Here is a 21595-nt window from a genome sequence, read left to right as displayed (position 1 = left end):
GCTATAACGCTATCAGCTCTTTTTTCATGATTTTTTAAACCTTAGTTATGAGGAATTGCTGCAAGTTTAAACAGCTCTCTCCTATTTATCTCTAAAAAAACAAAATACTATCATATCAGTGTATATGTTGCTAGAAATATAGTCCCCAAACGCCACCCTCGTTTTTACAGTTGACACATGGTTATACATTGTAAATTGTATCAATACATTTGTGCGCAAATAGGCCTACACCGTAGATTTTCATTCGCCCCATGAATGTATTCATAATAAGCTTGGTAAAAGCAAAAGTTTTTGTGTCCACCCTGTTTCAAACTACCAACTATTATTAGCTTTCAATCAATTCAGTTGTCCAGTTAGCAGACTGCAATAGATTGTCTAATAAGCGGACTTGTTTTGCGATATGATCAGCTTCTTTTTGGACGTCTGCCACATTCACGGTCGGCATTAGCTTAATCTCAGACCCTCTCGCACGGAAATTAATACTACCTGCGCTAGATGCCAATGTTCGATAAGCAGTTAGGCGCAAAGCAGCGCAATCTTTTTCGGCAATGATTTCAGTAATAGATCGACCTTCTATAATAGTTTTGCAATTTGTTAAATTAATATCTGCAATTAATTTTTGAAGTCTATTTACACATTGTTCTAATGTTTTCAAAAGTTCTTCAGGGTTCTCATTCGGTACTTCCCCTTCTTGCACTAAACTATTTTGAGTTAAGCGAAGCTCTAAATCGCTTATTTTATAATTTAAATCAGATCGTTCTTGTAATGCTTCTGCTAGTTTCATAAACTCTCACCTCTCAAAAAGATATATCAATTTACTTATAAAATACTATGTACAATAATAATATATCCATCAATTCTTATTATACAACACTATTGAACGGCTTATAATACTTTCCGCATCATCACATGCGGACAGCCTTCATCAAGGTATTCGTCCCCTTCAGCACGATATCCAAGGGATTCATAGAATGGTTTGGCCTGTACTTGCGCTGACAAGGAGCACGTCTTAAAGCCGTCACGACGAATAGCATTTTCGGCGGCCATCATGATCTTAGTACCTAAATGTTGTCCACGATACAACTTGCGTACCGCCATACGCCCAATATGTGCATCTCCAGCTGTGTCACTGGGAAAATATCGACACGTACCAGCCGCTTTACCATCAATGGATAAGAGCACAAACTTTGCAGTCTCATCGATTTCATCAAACTCGTCTTCAAACCCTTGTTCTTTTATAAATACATCGACACGAATTTGTTTTATTTCCTCTGTTATATGATCTAAGATTTGAATAATCATAGGTGCCCTTTCTGATTATAAGCATATTTATAAGAATCGATTTAGGCGTATTACGAAATATCCTATAAGCAATAAAAGCTTCTTATTTTTATTATATCAAAAATACGCTTAATACCACAAAACGTCTCAGTTCCTGTTAATTCCCATATCAAAAATATTTTAAAACTTCCATGAAATTCATTTTTAGGTATTGCATAATTTTATCATTTGGGTTTATACTATACCCAACATTTTAGAAAGGAGCAACCAAAGATGACTAACCAAATTAGCCTCACAGCAAAACAATACTTTTATTGGTTCTTTATCCAACGTACGGGTAAGGAACTATTTGTGATGCGCTAATAAAGGATTATTCAACATTAGTTGCTTAGAATAGTAAAAGGGCTACCCGTATTAGATTACGGGTAGCCCTTTTTGTTTGCTATCCGTATGGTCAGCCCAACTATTCACTGTAGTTACAAGGAGGAATTATCATGATTATTACATTGAAACAAAATGCAGCAGCAGAAGAAGTATCTCGTTTACGCAGTGAATTAGAGGCTCAAGGATTTGTTATCCACCCAGTAGAAGGAACGCGATACAATATTCTAGGTCTGATTGGTGATACTGCATCTCTTGATGCGCGTCAAATCGAGTCCCTAGATTTCGTAGATAAAGTAACTCGCATTCAAGAGCCATACAAAAAAGCAAACCGCAAGTTCCATCCCGATGATTCTGTAATCAATGTAGGTGGTGCACTTATCGGTGGTGGTCACTTCGCAGTAATGGCCGGTCCTTGCTCTGTAGAGACACCTGAACAAGTATTAGCCACTGCTAAAGCTTGTAAAGAAGCTGGTGCCACAATCCTTCGGGGTGGCGCTTTCAAACCTCGTACATCCCCATATTCCTTCCAAGGCATGGGCCCAGAAGGCTTAGAATTGTTAGAGCTTGCTAAAAAAGAAACAGGTCTTCCTATCGTTTCCGAAGTTATGGATATCTCCCAATTACAATACTTCGATAATGTAGATATGCTTCAAATCGGCGCTCGTAACATGCAAAACTTCACGCTTTTAAAAGAGGTGGGCAAATTGAATAAACCAGTTCTATTAAAACGGGGTTTATCTGCCACATACGAAGAATGGTTGATGGCTGCTGAGTACATCATGTCCGAAGGCAATGAACAAGTTGTATTATGCGAACGCGGTATCCGCACATTCGAAACTAAGACTCGCAATACCTTAGACGTAACAGCAATTCCTATGATGCATGAATTATCTCACTTGCCAATTATCATGGATCCTAGCCACGCAGCAGGTATGAGCCGCATGGTTCGCCCGCTTTCACTTGCATCCGTAGGCGGCGGTGCAGACGGACTTATGATCGAAGTTCACAATGATCCTTCCAAAGCATTGTGCGATGGCCCTCAAGCATTGCGTCCAGACCAATTCACTAGCCTTATGAAAGAAATTATCGCATTGCGCCAAGCATTGGTGGAATGCACTAAATAATCTCAAATATCACACAAATAAGCTAGTATCCGTTATAATAGATACTAGCTTATTCTTTTATGAAAGGAACCATCATGACTCGCATCCATATTAACGCATCCACACCGTATGACGTTGTCATCGAGGAAGGCGCTTTACAACGCATCACCGATTATATTAAACCATTAAAACCAAATTGTCGTGTTATCATCGTCAGTGATAGTAATGTAGCGCCCCACTATTTGGACTCTGTGAAAGCTAATATGGAACATGCGGGTTATGTTGTTTGTGATTATGTGTTTCCTGCTGGTGAAAGCTCCAAAAATGCTCATCAACTCATCGATTTAGTAGAATACATGGCGGGCCAATCATTGACTCGCAAAGACTTGCTCATCGCCCTTGGGGGCGGTGTTGTAGGCGATATGGCGGGCTTTGCAGCAGCAACCTATTTACGTGGTATCGACTATGTTCAGGTTCCTACATCTCTATTAGCCGCAGTAGACTCCTCTGTAGGTGGTAAAACAGCGGTCAATCTCGAAGCTGGGAAAAACCTCTGGGGTGCTTTCAAACAACCTATCCTCGTCCTCTGCGATCCAGCTACACTCAATACATTGCCTGATATGGAATGGATTAATGGATGCGGTGAAATTATCAAATACGGCTTCCTCGACGTACCTGGTTTATTAACCCAACTAGAACATAAACCATTAATTAAACATCGCGATAGTGTTAGTACTGTCATCGCTCGTTGCATTCAAGCAAAAGCGGATATCGTGGAACAAGACGAACGCGAGTCTGGCGTTCGTGCCCTCTTAAACCTCGGTCATACCTTTGGTCACGGCATCGAAAAAGCGAGTCATTTCAAGGTACATCACGGTTATGCCGTTGCTATTGGTATGGTGCTCATGGCACAAGGTGCTGTCAAACATGGAGAATTAGATGCGGAAGCTTTAGAGAAATTAAAGACCCTTATCAAAGCACACGATTTGCCAATCACAACAACGATAAGCAAAGAAGAAATTCTAGCTGCCGCTAAGCACGACAAAAAAAGCGAAGGAGCAACCATTAAAATCGTAGTACCTACTAGCTATGGTCACAGCGAGCTCAAAGTGGTAACACACGATGAACTTGCAACCTATTTAGACTGAGATATAAAGGAGATTTATATGCATTCCGTAACGAACGCCATCCCTACAGGGACTATCGCGTCCATTCCTGCAAAAGCTCATGCGCACCGTGCACTGATTTGCGCAGCTCTCGCAAACTCGCCATCTACCATACTACTGAGCCGCACCTCTAAAGACATCGATGCAACTATGGACTCCTTGCGAGGCTTAGGCGCACACGTTGTGTATGAAAACAAAGTTGTCACTGTTATACCAGGTCCTGTGCCAACAAAGGGCAATGTAGTTCCCCATGAATCCGGTACCACATTGCGCCTCTTATTACCAGTGGCAGCGTCCATTTGTAATGAGGTAGCCGTGGATGCGAAAGGGCGTTTACCAGATCGTCCTTTAGAGCCCATGCTCGGTCAAATGAAAGCTCACGGCGTAACATTCTCCCAAGATAAACCACCATTCACTATGACAGGTCGTCTACAAGGCGGTGAGTTTGGTATGGTTGGAGATGTAAGTAGCCAGTTCTTCTCTGGATTATTATTAGCAGCGCCACAATGTGGAGGTGCTACAATCACATCTACTACACCACTTCAATCTAGCGACTATGTAACATTGACGACTACAACAATGGCAAACTTCGGCGTAACAGTCGACCATACTCCCGCCTCTGACACAGTCCAAGAGTCCTTTGCAGTAGCGGCTAATACTACTTTTAAAGGTCAAAGTAATTACCAAATCGAAGGCGATTGGTCCAATACGGCTATTTGGATGGTAGCAGCGGGCATGACAGGTAAACCAATTACCATTACGGGTATGAACAAAAATTCTGTGCAAGCGGATCGTCGCATCATGCAGATTATGATTGATACCGGTTGTGATGTAGTATGGGATGGCATGAACGTAACCGTTATGGGTCGTGCAGTAAAACCAATCCATGCCGACCTCGAACAAATGCCCGATATGTTGCCAGTTATGGCAGCCCTCGCTTGCTCTATCCATGGTGAAAGCTCCTTTGTTAAGGGTGCACGCCTACGCTTGAAAGAATCCGATCGCCTCGAAGCCGTTGCTAATCTGGTCAGAGATTTAGGCGGTACGGTTCGTGAAGATGGTGATGACCTATATATCATCGGTAGTGGTATACTAAAAGGAGGACAAGGTGATTGTGTTAACGACCATCGCCTTGTTATGGCAGGTACATTGATGGCACTCATCAGTGAAAATCCTGTAACATTAAAAGATAGCGAAGCTATCACAAAATCCTATCCAGACTTCTTTGAGGACTGGAACTTACTAGGAGGTAATGCTAATGGCATCTAATTTCGGTAAAACCATACAAGTATCTACCTTTGGCGCGTCTCATGGGTATGCCATCGGTGGTATCGTGGAAGGCCTCCCTTGTGGACATACCATCGACATCGATGAGCTACAAACCTTCTTAAAGCGCCGTGCGCCAGGTCAAAACCAATTACAGACGCAACGTAAAGAAGCCGATATACCTGAATTCTTAGCAGGTATGGTAGATGGCATGCTCAGTGGATCTCCATTGACATTTATGATTCGCAATACCTCTCAGCACTCTAGCGATTACAATAATTTGCGCGACATACCTCGTCCATCGCACGCAGACTTTACGGCTCGCATGCGCTACGGTGACAAGGTAGATATGCGAGGTGGCGGCCACTTCTCAGCGCGTCTAACAGCACCTCTTTGCGTGGCTGGTGGCATCGCCCTTCAACTACTACGTGAAAAAGGTATCGAAATTCACGGTCATTTAAAACAAGTTGGTACAATCCAAGATGCCCCTATCGATATGGTTCATCCAGATATGAAAGCACTTTCTGAAATCGCTACAGAACCTATCGCTATGGTCGATGCAGACAAACGTTCTGAAGTAGAAAACTTAGTCATGAAACTCAAAAAGGACGGTGACTCCACAGGCGGTATCGTTGAGGTTGTGGCTACGGGATTACCAATCGGTCTTGGCAATCCAAACTTTGACGGCATCGAGAACCGATTAGCTCGTGTTATCTTTGGCGTACCTGCCATCAAAGGTGTGTCCTTTGGAGGTGGCTTCGACATGTGTTCTCGCCTTGGCTCCGAGGTGAACGATGCTTTCACCATGGACGGCGATACAATCACAACAACTACCAATAATAGCGGTGGCATTCAAGGCGGTATCACCAACGGCTTACCCCTCATTATGCAAGTGGGCATTAAGCCTACTCCGTCCATTTATAAGGAACAACATTCTGTGTCGCTTTCACAAAAAGAGGACATATTACTCACCATCAAAGGTCGTCACGACCCATGTGTAGCACTTCGTGCAGTACCTGTTATCGAAGCCGTCACGGCCCTCGTCATTCTTGATTTCTTAGGAGATATTGACCATGAACTTAGATGAAGTACGCGTTAAGATTAACGATATAAACGACCAAATGCTCGCCCTCTTCAAAGAACGTATGGAACTCTCTAAGGACGTAGCGGCTGCAAAAAAGGAAATGAATAAGGCCATTTACGATGCCAAACGAGAGCGCGACATCCTCGACAAGGTAACAAAAGATGCAGGTCCAGACCTCGATCTATATGCACGCCGTTTTTTTGAGGCATTATTTAGCTTAAGTCGTACCTACCAATCCGAACAACTATTCCAAGACAATGAATTTACTTTAAAAATGAAAAAAGCCATTGAGCAATCCCCTACTTTACCACCTCAACGGGGCAGTGTAGCTTGCGCCGGCGTATTTGGTAGCAATGCTCAAATGGCGTGTGATAAATTATTACCTCTTAGCCAAATCCATTATGTAACAGGTTTCCGTTCCGTATTCGATGCCGTCGAGTCAGGTGAATGTCAATTCGGTGTATTGCCTATCGAAAACAGCTCCAATGGTTCCGTAAAAGAAGTATATGACCTCTTAGAAGAGCGCAAATGTTATATCGTTCGCGGCACGCGCCTCTGGATATCTCACGACTTGCTCGTGAAAAAAGGCACAAAACTAGAAGATATTCATACCATAATTTCCCACCCTCAAGCGTTGGGCCAATGTAGTCACTTCCTAGATAAGTTAGAAGGCGTAGAATTACGCTCCTATGACAATACGGCTCGAGCTGCACAGCTCGTAGCAGCTAGTGATGACCCTGGAGTAGCGGCTATCGCAGCACCTCAATGTGCAGACCTATATAATTTGTCTCCATTGTTGAGAAATATCCAAAATAGCGATAACAACTATACGCGCTTTATCTGCATTAGTAAGGATTTCCACGTATACCCAGGAGCCAATAAAATCTCAGTAGTAACGACTGCAAGTCATGCTCCAGGCGGGCTTGGTACATTGCTCACCAAGTTTGCTAATATCGGTGTGAACCTTACAAAACTTGAGTCCCGTCCGATCGTAGGACATAACTTTGAATTCTTGTTCTACCTCGATTTAGAAGCATCCTTGGCAGATCCAAAAGTACTTTCCGTATTAGCAGAGCTCCACGCATCGCAAGATAAATTCCGCTTGCTCGGCAATTATCCTGAAAATTGATATTTTCCTTTATGGTAGTGCTTATTAATGGCATATATAGTACAATGGATATAGTTTTAAAACTCCAATGGCTAATAGGTGACAGCCTATTAGCCATTTTGTGTATATTGACCTAGGAGGTCCTATGAAATTTGGTTTACTTGGCCGTACGTTGGGCCATAGCTTTTCCCCACGCATCCACAATGCTTTGGGAAATACTAATTATGAATTATTTGAACGAGAACCGAGCCAACTGCAAGAGTTCTTTGCAGACCAAGAATTACAAGGTATTAATATTACCTTCCCTTACAAGGTTAACGCCCTTGAAGCTTGCGATGTAGTAGACCCTCGCGCAGAACGCATTGGCTGTGTAAACACGATGGTTCGTAAAGACGGCAAATGGCATGGTTACAATACAGATTACGATGGTTTCGTATTTACTCTAGAACACGCTGGTATAAATGTATCCGGTAAAGAATGTATTATCCTTGGCGATGGTGCCTCCTCTGCTACGGTTCACGTAGCTCTTGAAGACCTAGGTGCTAAGAGCATCACGCATCTATCCCGTAAAACGGCTCCGCTCTATACTGATGCGCCTAATTACTATGAAACAGCACAGATTATTATTAACTGCACGCCTATCGGTATGTATCCGCATAATCCAGCTAACCTCATAGATATTATGCAATTTTCTAAATTAGAGGGCGTTGTAGATCTCATCTACAATCCGCGCCGTACAGTTTTGCTTTTACAAGCAGAAATGATGGATATTCCGTACTGTGATGGTCTACCTTTCCTCGTGGCACAAGGTGTTGAGGCGGCTAATCATTTTCAAGGTGAAAGCTTTGGTACCAAAGAGATAGAACAAATCTTGCGAGATATGCGCCGTGAAAAGGAAAATATCATCCTCATCGGTATGCCTGGTGTTGGGAAAACAACAGTGGGCAGAGCAATCGGTAAAGAGATGGGCCGTACTTGGCTTGATGTGGATCACGAGCTAGAAAAAGAAATTGGCAATGTTTCTACCTATATTACAGAACAAGGGGAGGCTACGTTCCGTGAAAAAGAGGCAGAAATGATTGCAAAATTAGGCACTCAAACAGGCCTTGTCATCTCCACTGGTGGCGGCTGCGTAACAGTACCTAAAAACTATGCACACCTGCGCCAAAATGGCCGTATTTACCAATTAACACAACCTGTAGAAAAACTATCTACTTCAGGTCGTGTTCTATCTAGTGGCGGCATAGGACGTTTACGTGAACTCGAAGAAACTCGCACTCCAATGTATGAAAGCTTTGCACAATGCATCGTGGAACATAATCGCAATGCACCAGAAACAGTGGCAGCTATTCTCGAAGACTTTGAATCAAACTTATTGTAAGAGTTTATATAACGGTATTTATAAGATTGTTTCCTCTATATAAGTAAGGGCTTCTACATCTTTAGAAGTAAGAGCATTTACATCTGTATTTCTATATAAAGTCATTAATAAAAACATATATATTTTTTATATTCGCCCTTCAAAAATGAATATACTACAAGAAATACAAAACATATAAAAAAGTCGGCTTTCGCCGACTTTTTTAATGTACTTTTACCCGTTTATGTTGTTGTTCATCAAATACGCCATCTACGTCGATGGTATCTAGAATTCGTTTTAAAGCATGTACATCGATTTGCCCTGGCGCCGATGCTTTGCCAGCAGAGGCAAAGGTCATGGCATTTCCAAATAGAGCACCTGCAGTGCGTGTAACAGCACCTAGTTCTCCCATTGCCATCGTAATAATTGGATCCGAAGGATACAAAGCCTTTACTTCGGCTGTTGCTTCAAGGAGCGTCAATACATCACCAGTTGTGTGAGGCATAACGGCAATCTTTGGCACATCCGCTAAGAACTCTTTCATTTGAATGAGCCGATTTACAATGACTTCACGACTCGGCGTACCATGGAAATCATGGTTACTCATGATAATAGTGATTCCATGAACCTTAGCAAACTCTATCGTTTTAAGCATTCTATCTTGATCAAAGAATAACTCAATATCAATAGCATCCACCAATCCGGTAGGAATCAAACGTTCTAGCATTGTAAAGTAATCTTGTGTGGAAATCGTTCTTTCCCCACCTTCACCTTTTGTACGCCATGTAAAGAGCAACCCACGACCTTTCAGTTGTGGCTTGATGAGCATTAATAATTCAATGATAGCGTCAATGGAGTGGGCCCGCTCATAATAGTCAATGCGTAGCTCCACGACGTGACACGGTGTATTACATGCTACCGCAGTGGCATCTAGAATTTCTTTCATTGTTGTGCCCACAATAGGCACACATATTTTTGTACACTTTTCGCCGAGTACAGTATGACCGATACGGACCATAATAACTCCTTTCTGTCCCACACGGTGAGACTAATGACTTACCTTAAACTAACTATATACCAATATTTTTGTAAAAGCAATCAATCCACCCATATTGGATTGCTATTCACTAAAAGTGTATGAAAGCCTGTTATTATGCACTAAAACAGTATTCTTAGATTAACGATTAATGTCATTTTTTGTTATATCATGTCGCACGGATAGTTTCCGTGATTGGAATCCCATATAGAGTAATAACAAACCTGTAATACTAAATACATAGGATATCCCAATGTAGGTAGATACAATACTTGCGAACACAGGCCCTACCATAGAACCAAATTGTTGAGCTGTCGTCGTCATACCAAACATGCGACCTCTAAAGCTTGGATCCGTATTGAGAGTTACGGCTGCACTCAAAGATGGGTTGATGCCCACAATACAAGAACCAATTAGCACTTGTAGTACACCAAACCACCAAATACCTACTGGTAAACTTTGAAGTAAGAGAACAACACCACTACCAAGCATACAGTAGGAAATGGTTCTAAAGTAGCCACGGTGCTCACCAAGGCGCACCCATAAGTTAGTCGTTAAAGAACCAGCTAAACCACCGATACTAAGAATTGTACCCGAAATGATAGCAGCCCCTTCCATAGTGCCTTGCATATCACCTACATAAAGCGCCAAAATAGGCTGTAGCATCATGATCACACATTGCATAAAGAAGTAAATCCATAAAAGTCTTACTAATACAGGTTGTTCTTGAACCAACTTAAAATCTTCTCGCAAGGATGTAGCTTTTACCGGCTGTTTGGACTGCTCCTTAGAAGTTGTATTTTCAACTTCTAGTTTTGGTTCTTTTACAAAAAACAATACTGCCAAGGTAGCAATGAATACGGCTATACCAGATATATAAAATACAGGGCGCATACCTACGACACTTTCAACGGCACCACCTAAAAATGGGCCGATGACATTGCCTAAAATCAGACCTGTTTGGAATATGCCGAGGGCACGGCCCACCTGTTTCTCATCTACACTGAGGGAAACCATGGTCATCGCTGCAGGATAGAAACCATTAGCGAACCCAACTAAGGCACGCCCCATCAGCAATTGATACTGATCCGTTACCATGCCGATGAGAACATAACTGACAGCAATGGCAAAACCAGCGCGCAAAGCCATCCGCTTTTTCCCTTTATTATCTGCAATTTTGCCCCAAATCGGCGCCATAATACCAGCGATAAGAAAGGTAATACCAAAGACGAGGCCTGACCAAAGTGCTACATCATCCTTAGGAACACCGAGTTCTAATAGATATATAGGGAGAAAAGGAATTATCATTGTGTAACATATGGCTAGCACAGTCATACTAGCCGTAATAATCCATACGTTTCGCATGCCACCGCGAGCATCATATACACTTGTACTCATAGTACCCTCCCTTCCACATAAAATCGTTTAGATAAACTAATATACACATAAATCACTTTTAATTACAGTTCCATTTAAATTACAGTCCTACTTAGATTTCAATCTATGTTACTATTCATAAAATGTTATTACATTTTAATTTCATATATAAAGAAGAGCCGCATACGAAACGCGACTCTTTCCATAAAAAATACCTAAAATATAGGTATACAATGTAGTAATCCTCAAAGATCATTCAAACTAAAGTTTTCGGACTATCAATTATTCCGTAGGAAATTTATGATCCATTACATCTTGCAAGGAAACATGTTCCATAACATGTCGGAACTCATCTTGTAAATACTGCCACAATGGAGCTGTCAAGCAGTCATTAAACATAGGACACGGTTCTACATCATCTTCTAAACAAGACACGAGAGCAATGGAGTCCTCTGCGGCATATAAAATTTCATATACATTATATTCAGATGGATCTTTCACCAAACGATATCCACCGTATTTGCCACGTCCACTTTTAACGAGGCCCGCGGAGGATAATCGAGATACAATCCCCTCTAAATATTTATCGGAAAATCCTTGGCGTTCTGCAATCTCACGAATTGGTACATTTTTTTCTACCCCATGTTCTGCAATATCCGCCAATATCCGTAAGGCATAACGCCCTTTTGTAGATATTTTCATAAGTTAACCTCTATATCATTCATAATATATTAATAGTATATCACAAATTCATACAAAAAATGGTGGGAAATATGATACACTATACATATATCGAAATATCTTTATTTAGGTATGATTTTAATTTCATATAGGGAGGATTTTATCTAATGTTAGATAAATTATTTCAACTCAGTGAACGTGGTACAACCGTTAAAACAGAAATTTTAGCAGGTATCACTACGTTTATCACGATGGCGTACATCCTATTCTTGGCGCCAAACATTCTTAGTCTTGCAGGTATGGATAAGGATGCGGTCCTCATTGCCACAGCCTTAGGTGGAGGTCTTGTGACGATTGCTATGGGTTTATTCGTAAACTACCCAATTGCTCTCGCTCCAGGGGTTGGCCTCTTGGCATTTTACTCCTTTACCGTAGTTCTCGGTATGGGCGTATCTTGGCAAACAGCATTAGGTGCGGTATTCATTTCTGGTCTCGTTTTCCTCGTATTAACATTGACATCAATACGACAAATGATCGTTGAAGGTATCCCAGCCTCCATGAAAATTGCCATTACCGTTGGTATTGGTCTTTTCATTTCTATCATCGGTTTGAAGTTATCCGGCTTGATGGCCATCTCCATTAGTTTGTCTCCAAACTCCTTAGGTCAGGTTGTACAGACACATGGTAATTTAGTCCCTCCAGCATCTGAGGCACTCTTAACGCTTGGTAATTTGCACAGTGGTGAAACATTGTTAGCACTATTCAGCCTCATCTTTACAGCTTTATTGATGGCTCGCAAAATTCAAGGTTCCCTCTTGATCGGCGTTTTAGTAACAACAATCATCTCCTATGCGACAGGCCTTTCCACAATGCCTGAGAACTTCACTGTATTGGCAGTACCTGATTTCTCTAAAGCAGCATTCTTGCAATTAGATATTCCTGGTGCTCTTCACATGGGCTTAATTACGATTATCTTCTCCTTCACATTTGTAGAATTATTCGACTCTATGGGCACTTTGATTGGTACCGCTACAGAGGCGAAAATCGCAGATCCTAAATCTGGTAAATTCCCGGGTCTTGGTAAAGCCATGACCGTAGATGCTATCGGTGTTAGTGCCGGTGCATTGCTCGGTACTTCTACAATTACGGCTTTCGTTGAAAGTGCGGCAGGTGTAGGGGCTGGTGGCCGTACAGGTTTAACAGCTGTCACAACAGGCGTACTTTTCTTAATTTGCTTATTCTTGGCTCCATTGGTATCCTTGGTTCCAAATGCAGCCACATCTCCTGTTCTTATCATCGTAGGTGCCCTTATGTTAGGTGCCATTCGCAATATTGACTTCGATGATTGGACAGAAGGCTTCCCTGCATTCCTCGTTATCGTATTGATGCCGTTCACATACAGCATCGCTAACGGTATCTCTGCAGGTCTTATTGCATACCCTCTACTCAAAATCATTGCAGGCCGTGCAAAAGAAGTTAACTGGATTATGTACGTATTGTCACTACTTGTTATCATCCGTTATGTATTCTTCTAATTAACGTATGCCCATAATTATGCTATTAGTGAAAGCTACTTTATATTCGATAGCTATACAATCACTAATACCTAAAAACAAAATATATGTAAATTACATCCACTAAAAGAACCTATCTCCAAAGATATTACCCTAATATCTAGGAGATAGGTTCTTTTTATTATGTGTTATTTTATAGTAAATACTAATATCGTATAGCCTCACCAAATTATGATGCTATAGTTATAGTTTCTTATTACTGTTTCTTATTAACGAATTGTTTTTACACCGATTAAGTCTGTACGACTTAAATCAATATCTTTTAATGGTACTACATGATCTTTATAAAACTCTGCTTCAGATGCTTTCACAGGCACTTGGAAGAACAAGAAATATGCCATGTTATCTTTGCTCCACGTAATACTGCGAACTAAGCCCTTATCTACATTACCTGTATACTTCACATCACCTGTTGGCGTAGAGTCAATCCACTGTACGTCATGGTATTCCGTTGGAACATATTCTTTAGGCCATACCGTATCCATAGAGTAGCTCATGCGAAAGACCATCGTATGATTTACCCAACGCCCGCTGCGTTCTTGATATTCTTGACCTTCCTTCCAATATACAGTTTCTAATACATCATTATCATAAAAATGTGTAGCATAGTATGTATAGCCAAGAGGCAAGTAACTTGGTACAGATACGTTATAGGACAGCTTACGAGATGCATCAATTACACCGCTAGGTAAGCCGATGGATTTACTCGTAAGTATAGGCCACTCAGAATTCGTATGTGTACGCAGTGACAAACCAATAGTTTCAAAATGAGGTCTATCTTGTTCACCATTTTGTTTAACACTTTGCGCATTACTTCGTTTAATATTTTGCTTATCATTTCGGTCACCACGTAATCGAGTATTATTAGCGGCTACGTTAGTAAGAGGCCCTACAGAGTCTACAATTTTGCTTACATAGTTTTGGTTTCTTGAAGAAGCAAAGTAAAGCATATAAACTTTGTTATCTTTTTCCCAATAAGCAATTTGAACAGAATCGTTGCTAGAGCCTAAAGTATGTACAGGGATTCCATTAGGGGTAGTAAAGCTAACGACATTATCAGCATTGTATTTTGTCTTTTCCAATATAGGCTTTACTACGGTATCGATAGCCCACCCCATACGATACACAATATCTGTATTAGAGAAGGTTAATTTCTGACCATATTCTCCATTATGGCCCGTTTCCGTATACACGATTTCTAATACGTCATGATCTCTTGACTTTACATCGCGTACTGCATAATCTTCAGGCATATAAGACGGAATTTGTAAATTATATCCAAAATAATTAGTAGTTGCCTCAATATTACGCTCTAGGATATCACCATTATCAAGTTGATCATACCACCGATAGCGATTCATTAGTTCTTTATTCTTTTCCACTGTATCAGTGGTAACTGTATGTCCATTTTCATCCACTAAAGGAGATAACGCACTAACTGATTGTACTCCAAAGCTGCCTATCACGGTAGCTAATATTCCCATGGCTAATAATGATTTTGTTATTTTCAATCTCATAATTTCTGCTCTCTCTAAATTTAGATATTTATAAGTATATATTACCGAAGTAATCATTTATCTATTACATTTTTTAACTCACATCACTGACTTTCAAGAGTATTACGTACCATTAATAAATCACACCAGTCTATGCTTTCATAGGCACTACATGTTCCTCTTTTATTTCTTCAATTGTTTTAGGTGTTGTCGGATAGTTACCAACTAGTTCATAACGAGAGCTATCAATACTCTTCAACGGTACTACATGCTCTTTATAGAATTCCGCATCAGCCTCTTTCACCTGTTCTAAGAAGAATAGAGAATAAGCCATGCCATCCTTCGTCCACGAAATGCTGCGAACCATATGTGTTTCAGGATTACCTGTATAATAAACCTCACCAGAGTCACCTGGTTTAGACCATTCAAGATCGCCATACTCAGATGGAATATATGGCGTATCTCTCACGGCATCCAAGGAATATCCCATTCTATAAGCCATAATACTGTCTATATATTTTTTCCCATCCCGATAGATAGTCACACCTTTTTTGTAATATACAACCTCTAATACATCATTTTGATCTTGACGCGCTGTATAGAGTTGATAACCATAAGGTATATAACTAGGTGCCTTAACCTCATACGGCAGTTGCTGTGCAGCTTCTACTATTCCTTTCCAATTACGAGCCCCTTCTTGCGTTTTCATAGGCCACTCTAATAAAGTCTTTCTTGGTAATGCTTTGATTGCTGAATCAGGATGAACTCTAGGCATATCAAATGTAACGGCAGCGGAAACACCAACATTATCGGTAGATATTGAATCATTAACAACATCAGCTGAAACATATCCTGCACACAATAATCCTACAGCCATAGCAGACAAAGCGGACTTAAATAGAAGCTTCTTCATGATCTCTCCTTTTATAAAAAATTGATATATACTTTACACATATAATGATATATTTTCTTATTTATATCAAAAACATGCTGCCGATTCTGTTGCCCTAGCTACTTCATAAAACTTTTATCTTTCCTATTGTGAAAGTATAGTTATGAGCCATTAGCTGCTTTAATTCTAACTAGTTATACATAATAAAACATCCTACTAAACGCTATATTACAATAGAGTTCAATAGGATGTTTTGTTATTATTTAGTTAATGGAGGCATAATAATATCTTGTTCAAGCTGTCTTCGTCTCTTTGCGGTATAGTCTACAACTTTAATTTGAACGACGCCCACAGAGTTTACCATGGCATCAGTAAAGGGAAATTCTCGACCAGTCTGATGCTTCATTAATACTTGTAAACCATGATCCTTTTCATCAACACGCTCTAAGTAGGTAGCCTCTCCTCGGCCCATCACACTAGAATAAACTGAGCTATATTTACAAGGAATATCTCCACCTGATACGAGGGCCTCATCATTACCGTCAATTTCGATAAATACATGGGGGTTCACTTTAATCAAATTAAACTTCTTCCCCTCATGATAGCCATGTACATAGATGTAGAGTATATCATCTACAATTTCATAACCGAAATGTAAAGGTACCACGTAAGGATAATCACCATCCATCATACCTAAGTGAATGATGCGAGTGCTACTTAAAATGCCCTTAATTTCATCTATATTTGTAACCATACGATCTTGACGTCTCATAATAGCCTCCACAAGAATCGGAAAATTAATACACCTTACTCTTCATGTAATCTGCCAAGAAGATGTTTAAATTGAGCCTCATCACTATTCAGCTTTCCGAAAAAGATTTCATCAATCTCTTCAACTAATGGGACTGCCTTTTGTAATATTGCACCGCCCTCTTCATTTAAAAGAACAGCTTTCGCACGTGTATCTCTAGAGTGCTCTTTTCGCTCTACAAAACCACGTTTTTCCAATAAGCTCAATATTTGAGATACCGTCATAACATCTATCCCTGAAAGTTTTGAAATCATAACTTGTGTAACTTCGTTATCATGTTGTGATAGATAAGAAAGAGACGCTAAAACAACAAATTGAGGATGTGTTAAGTTCAACTCTTTTAACGCTTGTTTTATAGTAAAATGCCATTTATTGTACACCCTCATGAACAATAATCCTGTTGATTTTTCTGAATTGTCTTTATATTTTGATGTAAACAAACAGCAATCACCTTATCTTTCTAAACAATTTTTTAGAATAAATATAGATTGAGGAACATCCGAAAAAACTTGACTTAAAAATTCCAAATGTTGCTTATCTTCACTTTCTAAACTTACAGTATGTTTTACATTTACACTTCCGTCATGATTATCAATTATTTGATGTCCGAAAAGAATAGCACCAAATGGAGTTTCAGTCTTATCCCAAAACTCTTCAAAAGGTTTTACAAGAGTAAGTTGATATTCCATAGGTGGTATACCTTCAAGCTCCATTGTACCACATGAACCGGTCTCAAATTTACCGTTTAATGTAATATTTTTTAGATCCTCTTCCCAGTCATACCATTTTTCGATATTCGCATAGTACGCCCACACAGCTTCTTTTGTTGCTTTTATTTTCAAACTAAAACTAAATTCCATTTTATATCCTCCTTTTATTATAAGTGTACTTATTATAAATTATTTTATATTATTCGTCAATAAACTTCATAAAAAAAGAATATTCTTTGCTTTTATCAATATAAGGATATACTCTATCAGAAAATCATATCATCTTTTGTCTACTGTAAAAATACATTTGACTTTTTAGAATAGATACTGTATTATAAAAAAATAGTTTTAAAGATTCTATAGATTGTTAAAGCTGTGGTAATCCATAGCCTTTATGTTTATAGATAGTTTGTAGAAAAGAGGTCTTTATTATGTCTGATACTCATCAGTTAAAACGGGGTCTTAAGAACAGGCATGTACAGTTGCTCGCTATCGGCGGTGCTATTGGTACAGGTTTATTCTTAGGCTCCGGCCGCGCCATTCACTTGGCTGGTCCATCCATTATATTCGCCTACCTAATAACAGGTGTTATTTGCTTCTTTATTATGAGAGCACTAGGCGAATTACTGTTATCTAACCTAAACCACCACTCTTTTATCGACTTTGTAGAAGATTACTTAGGGGATCGAGCAGCATTTATCACGGGATGGACATACTGGTTTTGCTGGCTTTCACTAGCCATGGCAGACTTAACGGCCGTAGGCCTCTACATGCAGTACTGGATACCGTGGCTACCCCAATGGATACCCGCCTTACTCGTTTTAATCGTCTTGTTGTTAATGAACTTGACAGCTGTAAAACATTTCGGCGAAATGGAATTCTGGTTTGCCTTGATTAAGGTAATCGCTATTATCTCTCTTATCATCATCGGTATCATCATGATTGTTACAGGTTTTACTACAGATGCTGGCGTCGCCGCCTTTAGTAATATGTGGAATTACGGAGGATGGTTTCCGAATGGAACGATGGGCTTTATCCTATCATTCCAAATGGTTGTATTTGCTTTCACAGGCATAGAACTCGTAGGTTTAACGGCTGGCGAAACAGAAGATCCTGAAAAGGTTATTCCAATGGCCATAAACAATATTCCATTGCGTATTATTTTATTCTATGTAGGCTCTTTAGCCATCATCATGAGTATTTACCCTTGGACTGCCGTTAACCCTGCTGCAAGTCCATTTGTGGCTGTATTTACCGCCGTTGGTATTACAGCCGCTGCAGGTATCGTAAACTTCGTTGTTCTTACCTCTGCAGCATCTGCTACAAACTCCGGTATCTTCAGTACTGGTCGTATGATTTACGCCTTGGCAAAACGCGGTCACGCCCCGAGTTCGATGCGCCGCTTGACTCACAGCAGTGTGCCATACCAAGCAACGATTTTCTCGGCAGCCGTATTATTGATTACGGTTGTACTCAACTACGTAATGCCTGAAGCAGTATTCGTTATGATTACATCAATCTCTACGTTCTGCTTTATCTTTATTTGGGCCATGATGGTTATTTGCCATCTCAAATATCGCAAAAAAAATCCTGATGTAGTGGCACAGTCTAAATTTAAAATGCCTCTATACCCAGTAATGAATTACGTTATCCTCGCGTTCTTCGTTTTCGTTTTAGCCATTCTAGCCTTAAACGAAGATACGCGAATTGCCCTCTTGTTCACACCAATTTGGTTTATTATTCTTTGGGCCTTCTACTCCATGCTTAACACGGACGATGAAGATGCTCTTGGAGAAGAACTCATTGAAATGGCTGGTGTAAAAGAAATTTACAAAAAACCTAAAAAAGATGATTCCGACGATTACGTAATCTAACAAAAAGCCCGTGCATAGCACGGGCCTTTCTATTACTTCATAGTCGGGAAGTTTTCTTGTTCATATTGTTGCTGATACGCTATTAGATTACTTATATTTTCATTGTAATTAAAGATAGTCTTAATGCGATAGCCTTCTTGAGTGATGATGATATCAATAGAGGAAGGTACTTCTTGACCATTCTGTTGCAAGTGATTAACTAATTCTTGCAAGGCCTCTGTTTGATGTAAAGAACCGGCCATATATTTACCCTTGGATAGACCTGTATTTCTAATGACTTGGCCATTGTATACTTGACCTCTATTATCTTTGTAATAAAAGCGTACAGCATCCTTATCTCCCGTAGGAACAGCTTTAATATAAATGGTCTTCCAATTCTTTTTAATCATCACTTTTGTAGCTTCTGCTAAATTATTAGACAAACGTCGTGTTTCTTTATTTGTTGATTTAGACACACCATTAACCTGTTGAATTTCATCATTCATAGGCATATCAATAGGTGCCACTACTGGATCTTGTTCTACCTTTTTTGCATCTGCAGGCTGAACCGCGAACATACCAACAACCGCCATTACAGCTAATGCGGTAAGAGCAATTTTTTTCATTCCATCTCTCCTTAGAGAATTTATCAACACAAATTACATTTTATAAAATTAGTTACTAAAATCCGTATCCACAATAGCGAATTGTGTATAGTCAGGGTACCGTTTTTGCATTTCTGCCTTAATTTTTTCCAATGTGCCATGCGGATCTTCTTCGTCAAAGTCAAAGATAATATCGTAGTAGATAACCTTCTTTTCTTCTTGTACGTAGAAGGCATGTACTTGTACTACATGTGTATATAAACTAATAACTTGATCAAGAGCTTTTCTAATTTCAAGTACTTCTACACTTGGTTTGTTTTCAGCATATACACCAACGGTCATATTGATGCCAAACTTTTTATAAAGATGAACCGCAATGCCCTTTGTTAGAGGATGGACTTCTGCCATTGTCATAGAATCTGGTACAGAAATATGAACGGAACCGATTGTTTCTCCCGGACCATAGCTATTTAATACCAAGTCATATACACCACCCACATTTGGATGCTGTGCGATAGTTTCTTTAATATTACGGATTAAATTATCATCTGCTCGAATACCAAGCAAATGATTGTACATTTCACGTAAAATATCATACGCTGCTTTTAAAATCAAAACAGAAATAACAGCGCCCACATAACCTTGAATATCAAAGTTAAAGAAAAAAACTAAGCCTGCAGATACCAATGTGGCAAAGGTAATCACTGCATCAAAAAGGGCATCTATACCAGATGCTACGAGTGCATCGGATTTATATTTCTCACCTTGTGCCTTGATATAACGACCCATCACTACTTTCACCACGATGGCAACAGCGATGATAACAAGACCTGGAATATCAAATGTAGATACCTCAGGGTGGATAATTTTATCCACAGATTCCTTAAGGGATCCAATACCTGCACCGAGAATGATGAAAGCTATGGCCATGGTAGTCATATATTCTATACGACCGTGGCCAAATGGATGCTCCTTATCAGCCCCTTTGGCGGCTAATTTCGTACCCACAATAGTTAATACAGAGGACAATACGTCTGTTAAGTTATTTACCGCATCAAGGATAATGGCGATAGAATTAGACGCAAGGCCCACAATCATTTTAAAAATAACGAGAACGACATTACCTATAATGCCTTTTATACTGGCAAGCGTAATCCCCCGATTACGTGCTGCACTATTATCTTGTAAAATCATACTACACCTCTTACATTCTGATTTATAGTTTTTAAATTGAACTATATCGATTTACTTATAATCCTATTATAGCTTATCGATTATCATTTGTCATTATTTTTCTTGAAAAATATTTTTAAACTTATTGATTTTGCTGAGTTATCAATAATTCTCATTTCTCAATTAGATTGTTTTAGGTATTGTGACTTCACAATATATAATACAGACCTATTATCAAACCAGTACTTAGGCTCGCGTAATGATTTAAGGAAATCAGATTATGCCGTAACCGTAATACGCTCGCCTGTGCGCATATGTGTAAATACTACCTTTTGAGCCCGTAATTGGAATGGCTGTCCCGTAGGTTGTGCACCGTATAAGATATCTCCTACAAGAGGGTGCCCTATATGGCTGAAAGCTACTCGAATTTGATGTGTTTTCCCTGTGTACAAACGAACTAAAACCTCTGTATATCCACATTTATTGGACTTATACACAGTTTTGTCCACATTTTGACTACTTTTATCAACATCTCCTAAGTTTATATCCACATTTTTTAGTCCTATATCCACAGAATTTTCAGACTTATTCACAGAGTTATCCACAGGCTGGGAAGAATGTCTACATAGGACGGA

General features: G+C 39.8%; 20 protein-coding genes and 1 pseudogene. 8 read left to right on the top strand and 13 right to left on the bottom strand.

Features of this window, described 5'->3' with window-relative positions:
- Window positions 1–325: 325 nt before the first annotated feature.
- Window positions 326–784: a DIP1984 family protein gene (locus KHY58_RS06425; protein WP_004694959.1), complete on the bottom strand. Its 459-nt coding sequence runs from the start codon at window positions 782–784 to the stop codon at window positions 326–328.
- A 101-nt stretch (window positions 785–885) separates the two neighbouring features.
- Window positions 886–1302 carry a GNAT family N-acetyltransferase gene (locus KHY58_RS06420; protein ID WP_004694957.1) on the bottom strand — a complete coding sequence of 139 codons (417 nt, stop codon included), beginning with the start codon at window positions 1300–1302 and terminating at the stop codon, window positions 886–888.
- Between the two features lie 473 nt (window positions 1303–1775).
- Here KHY58_RS06420 and aroF point away from each other — a divergent pair, with 473 nt between their 5' ends.
- The 6 genes from aroF to KHY58_RS06390 all read left to right on the top strand — a co-directional run bounded on the left by aroF (window position 1776) and on the right by KHY58_RS06390 (window position 8773).
- Complete coding sequence (aroF, locus tag KHY58_RS06415; protein ID WP_004694956.1) at window positions 1776–2789, top strand: 3-deoxy-7-phosphoheptulonate synthase; 1014 nt, start codon at window positions 1776–1778, stop codon at window positions 2787–2789.
- A gap of 74 nt (window positions 2790–2863) precedes the next feature.
- A complete protein-coding gene (gene aroB, locus KHY58_RS06410; RefSeq protein ID WP_024060220.1) occupies window positions 2864–3916 on the top strand; it encodes a 3-dehydroquinate synthase in 1053 nt (350 codons plus the stop codon).
- Between the two features lie 18 nt (window positions 3917–3934).
- Entirely contained in the window at window positions 3935–5203 is a 1269-nt protein-coding gene (aroA, locus tag KHY58_RS06405) for a 3-phosphoshikimate 1-carboxyvinyltransferase (RefSeq protein WP_024060219.1), read from the top strand.
- Window positions 5193–6287 carry a chorismate synthase gene (gene aroC / locus KHY58_RS06400; RefSeq protein ID WP_278472574.1) on the top strand — a complete coding sequence of 365 codons (1095 nt, stop codon included), beginning with the start codon at window positions 5193–5195 and terminating at the stop codon, window positions 6285–6287. Before aroA ends, aroC begins: the two co-directional genes overlap by 11 nt.
- Window positions 6274–7413: a bifunctional chorismate mutase/prephenate dehydratase gene (locus KHY58_RS06395; RefSeq protein WP_004698197.1), complete on the top strand. Its 1140-nt coding sequence runs from the start codon at window positions 6274–6276 to the stop codon at window positions 7411–7413. The genes aroC and KHY58_RS06395 overlap by 14 nt, the downstream gene beginning before the upstream one ends.
- A gap of 124 nt (window positions 7414–7537) precedes the next feature.
- The gene (locus KHY58_RS06390) at window positions 7538–8773 is read left to right on the top strand and encodes a shikimate kinase (protein WP_008714852.1); all 1236 of its coding nucleotides are present in this window, start codon (window positions 7538–7540) and stop codon (window positions 8771–8773) included.
- A 202-nt stretch (window positions 8774–8975) separates the two neighbouring features.
- Here the strand turns inward: KHY58_RS06390 and aroD are convergent, their stop codons facing one another.
- The 3 genes from aroD to KHY58_RS06375 form a co-directional block, all read right to left on the bottom strand.
- The gene (gene aroD / locus KHY58_RS06385) at window positions 8976–9770 is read right to left on the bottom strand and encodes a type I 3-dehydroquinate dehydratase (RefSeq protein WP_004698106.1); all 795 of its coding nucleotides are present in this window, start codon (window positions 9768–9770) and stop codon (window positions 8976–8978) included.
- Window positions 9771–9929: 159 nt separating this feature from the next.
- The gene (locus KHY58_RS06380; RefSeq protein ID WP_278472569.1) at window positions 9930–11186 is read right to left on the bottom strand and encodes an MFS transporter; all 1257 of its coding nucleotides are present in this window, start codon (window positions 11184–11186) and stop codon (window positions 9930–9932) included.
- Window positions 11187–11447: 261 nt separating this feature from the next.
- The gene (locus tag KHY58_RS06375) at window positions 11448–11867 is read right to left on the bottom strand and encodes an RrF2 family transcriptional regulator (protein ID WP_008602288.1); all 420 of its coding nucleotides are present in this window, start codon (window positions 11865–11867) and stop codon (window positions 11448–11450) included.
- A 146-nt stretch (window positions 11868–12013) separates the two neighbouring features.
- On the opposite strand from KHY58_RS06375, the gene KHY58_RS06370 reads away from it, so the two are divergent.
- On the top strand, window positions 12014–13381 hold the full coding sequence (locus KHY58_RS06370) for an NCS2 family permease (RefSeq protein ID WP_278472566.1): 1368 nt from the start codon (window positions 12014–12016) through the stop codon (window positions 13379–13381).
- A 248-nt stretch (window positions 13382–13629) separates the two neighbouring features.
- Here KHY58_RS06370 and KHY58_RS06365 read toward each other — a convergent pair whose 3' ends face one another.
- The 5 genes from KHY58_RS06365 to KHY58_RS06345 all read right to left on the bottom strand — a co-directional run bounded on the left by KHY58_RS06365 (window position 13630) and on the right by KHY58_RS06345 (window position 17479).
- Window positions 13630–14937 (bottom strand): hypothetical protein, encoded by a 1308-nt coding sequence (locus tag KHY58_RS06365; RefSeq protein WP_278472563.1) that lies wholly within the window; start codon window positions 14935–14937, stop codon window positions 13630–13632.
- A 130-nt stretch (window positions 14938–15067) separates the two neighbouring features.
- Window positions 15068–15829 carry a hypothetical protein gene (locus tag KHY58_RS06360; RefSeq protein ID WP_278472561.1) on the bottom strand — a complete coding sequence of 254 codons (762 nt, stop codon included), beginning with the start codon at window positions 15827–15829 and terminating at the stop codon, window positions 15068–15070.
- A gap of 238 nt (window positions 15830–16067) precedes the next feature.
- Window positions 16068–16580, bottom strand: coding sequence for a pyridoxamine 5'-phosphate oxidase family protein (locus tag KHY58_RS06355; protein WP_004694934.1), 513 nt, complete (start codon window positions 16578–16580; stop codon window positions 16068–16070).
- 35 nt (window positions 16581–16615) lie between these two features.
- A complete protein-coding gene (locus KHY58_RS06350; protein WP_229039606.1) occupies window positions 16616–17005 on the bottom strand; it encodes a MarR family winged helix-turn-helix transcriptional regulator in 390 nt (129 codons plus the stop codon).
- Between the two features lie 66 nt (window positions 17006–17071).
- Window positions 17072–17479, bottom strand: coding sequence for a polyketide cyclase (locus tag KHY58_RS06345; protein WP_004694930.1), 408 nt, complete (start codon window positions 17477–17479; stop codon window positions 17072–17074).
- A gap of 281 nt (window positions 17480–17760) precedes the next feature.
- Between KHY58_RS06345 and KHY58_RS06340 the strand changes: the two genes are divergently transcribed.
- Window positions 17761–19203, top strand: a complete 1443-nt coding sequence (locus tag KHY58_RS06340) for an amino acid permease (protein ID WP_155085894.1) — start codon at window positions 17761–17763, stop codon at window positions 19201–19203.
- A gap of 32 nt (window positions 19204–19235) precedes the next feature.
- On the opposite strand, the gene KHY58_RS06335 is transcribed toward KHY58_RS06340, so the two are convergent.
- The 3 genes and pseudogenes from KHY58_RS06335 to KHY58_RS06325 form a co-directional block, all read right to left on the bottom strand.
- Complete coding sequence (locus KHY58_RS06335; protein ID WP_278472559.1) at window positions 19236–19808, bottom strand: immunity protein YezG family protein; 573 nt, start codon at window positions 19806–19808, stop codon at window positions 19236–19238.
- A gap of 48 nt (window positions 19809–19856) precedes the next feature.
- Entirely contained in the window at window positions 19857–20981 is a 1125-nt protein-coding gene (locus KHY58_RS06330; RefSeq protein WP_123138134.1) for a cation diffusion facilitator family transporter, read from the bottom strand.
- A 257-nt stretch (window positions 20982–21238) separates the two neighbouring features.
- Window positions 21239–21595: pseudogene (locus tag KHY58_RS06325) on the bottom strand (RluA family pseudouridine synthase); the annotation flags it as partial.

The sequence above is a fragment of the Veillonella parvula genome (genome assembly GCF_018366295.1).
Classification (GTDB): Bacteria; Bacillota; Negativicutes; order Veillonellales; family Veillonellaceae; genus Veillonella; species Veillonella parvula_P.
This window is presented reverse-complemented; position numbering and strand designations above follow the sequence as displayed.

What these genes read in the sequence shown, in the direction of transcription:
- KHY58_RS06425 (WP_004694959.1), bottom strand. Translation starts at nt 784, where the DNA reads ATGAAACTAGCAGAAGCATTACAAGAACGATCTGATTTAAATTATAAA.
- KHY58_RS06420 (WP_004694957.1), bottom strand. Translation starts at nt 1,302, where the DNA reads ATGATTATTCAAATCTTAGATCATATAACAGAGGAAATAAAACAAATT.
- aroF (WP_004694956.1), top strand. Translation starts at nt 1,776, where the DNA reads ATGATTATTACATTGAAACAAAATGCAGCAGCAGAAGAAGTATCTCGT.
- aroB (WP_024060220.1), top strand. Translation starts at nt 2,864, where the DNA reads ATGACTCGCATCCATATTAACGCATCCACACCGTATGACGTTGTCATC.
- aroA (WP_024060219.1), top strand. Translation starts at nt 3,935, where the DNA reads ATGCATTCCGTAACGAACGCCATCCCTACAGGGACTATCGCGTCCATT.
- aroC (WP_278472574.1), top strand. Translation starts at nt 5,193, where the DNA reads ATGGCATCTAATTTCGGTAAAACCATACAAGTATCTACCTTTGGCGCG.
- KHY58_RS06395 (WP_004698197.1), top strand. Translation starts at nt 6,274, where the DNA reads ATGAACTTAGATGAAGTACGCGTTAAGATTAACGATATAAACGACCAA.
- KHY58_RS06390 (WP_008714852.1), top strand. Translation starts at nt 7,538, where the DNA reads ATGAAATTTGGTTTACTTGGCCGTACGTTGGGCCATAGCTTTTCCCCA.
- aroD (WP_004698106.1), bottom strand. Translation starts at nt 9,770, where the DNA reads ATGGTCCGTATCGGTCATACTGTACTCGGCGAAAAGTGTACAAAAATA.
- KHY58_RS06380 (WP_278472569.1), bottom strand. Translation starts at nt 11,186, where the DNA reads ATGAGTACAAGTGTATATGATGCTCGCGGTGGCATGCGAAACGTATGG.
- KHY58_RS06375 (WP_008602288.1), bottom strand. Translation starts at nt 11,867, where the DNA reads ATGAAAATATCTACAAAAGGGCGTTATGCCTTACGGATATTGGCGGAT.
- KHY58_RS06370 (WP_278472566.1), top strand. Translation starts at nt 12,014, where the DNA reads ATGTTAGATAAATTATTTCAACTCAGTGAACGTGGTACAACCGTTAAA.
- KHY58_RS06365 (WP_278472563.1), bottom strand. Translation starts at nt 14,937, where the DNA reads ATGAGATTGAAAATAACAAAATCATTATTAGCCATGGGAATATTAGCT.
- KHY58_RS06360 (WP_278472561.1), bottom strand. Translation starts at nt 15,829, where the DNA reads ATGAAGAAGCTTCTATTTAAGTCCGCTTTGTCTGCTATGGCTGTAGGA.
- KHY58_RS06355 (WP_004694934.1), bottom strand. Translation starts at nt 16,580, where the DNA reads ATGAGACGTCAAGATCGTATGGTTACAAATATAGATGAAATTAAGGGC.
- KHY58_RS06350 (WP_229039606.1), bottom strand. Translation starts at nt 17,005, where the DNA reads ATGAGGGTGTACAATAAATGGCATTTTACTATAAAACAAGCGTTAAAA.
- KHY58_RS06345 (WP_004694930.1), bottom strand. Translation starts at nt 17,479, where the DNA reads ATGGAATTTAGTTTTAGTTTGAAAATAAAAGCAACAAAAGAAGCTGTG.
- KHY58_RS06340 (WP_155085894.1), top strand. Translation starts at nt 17,761, where the DNA reads ATGTCTGATACTCATCAGTTAAAACGGGGTCTTAAGAACAGGCATGTA.
- KHY58_RS06335 (WP_278472559.1), bottom strand. Translation starts at nt 19,808, where the DNA reads ATGAAAAAAATTGCTCTTACCGCATTAGCTGTAATGGCGGTTGTTGGT.
- KHY58_RS06330 (WP_123138134.1), bottom strand. Translation starts at nt 20,981, where the DNA reads ATGATTTTACAAGATAATAGTGCAGCACGTAATCGGGGGATTACGCTT.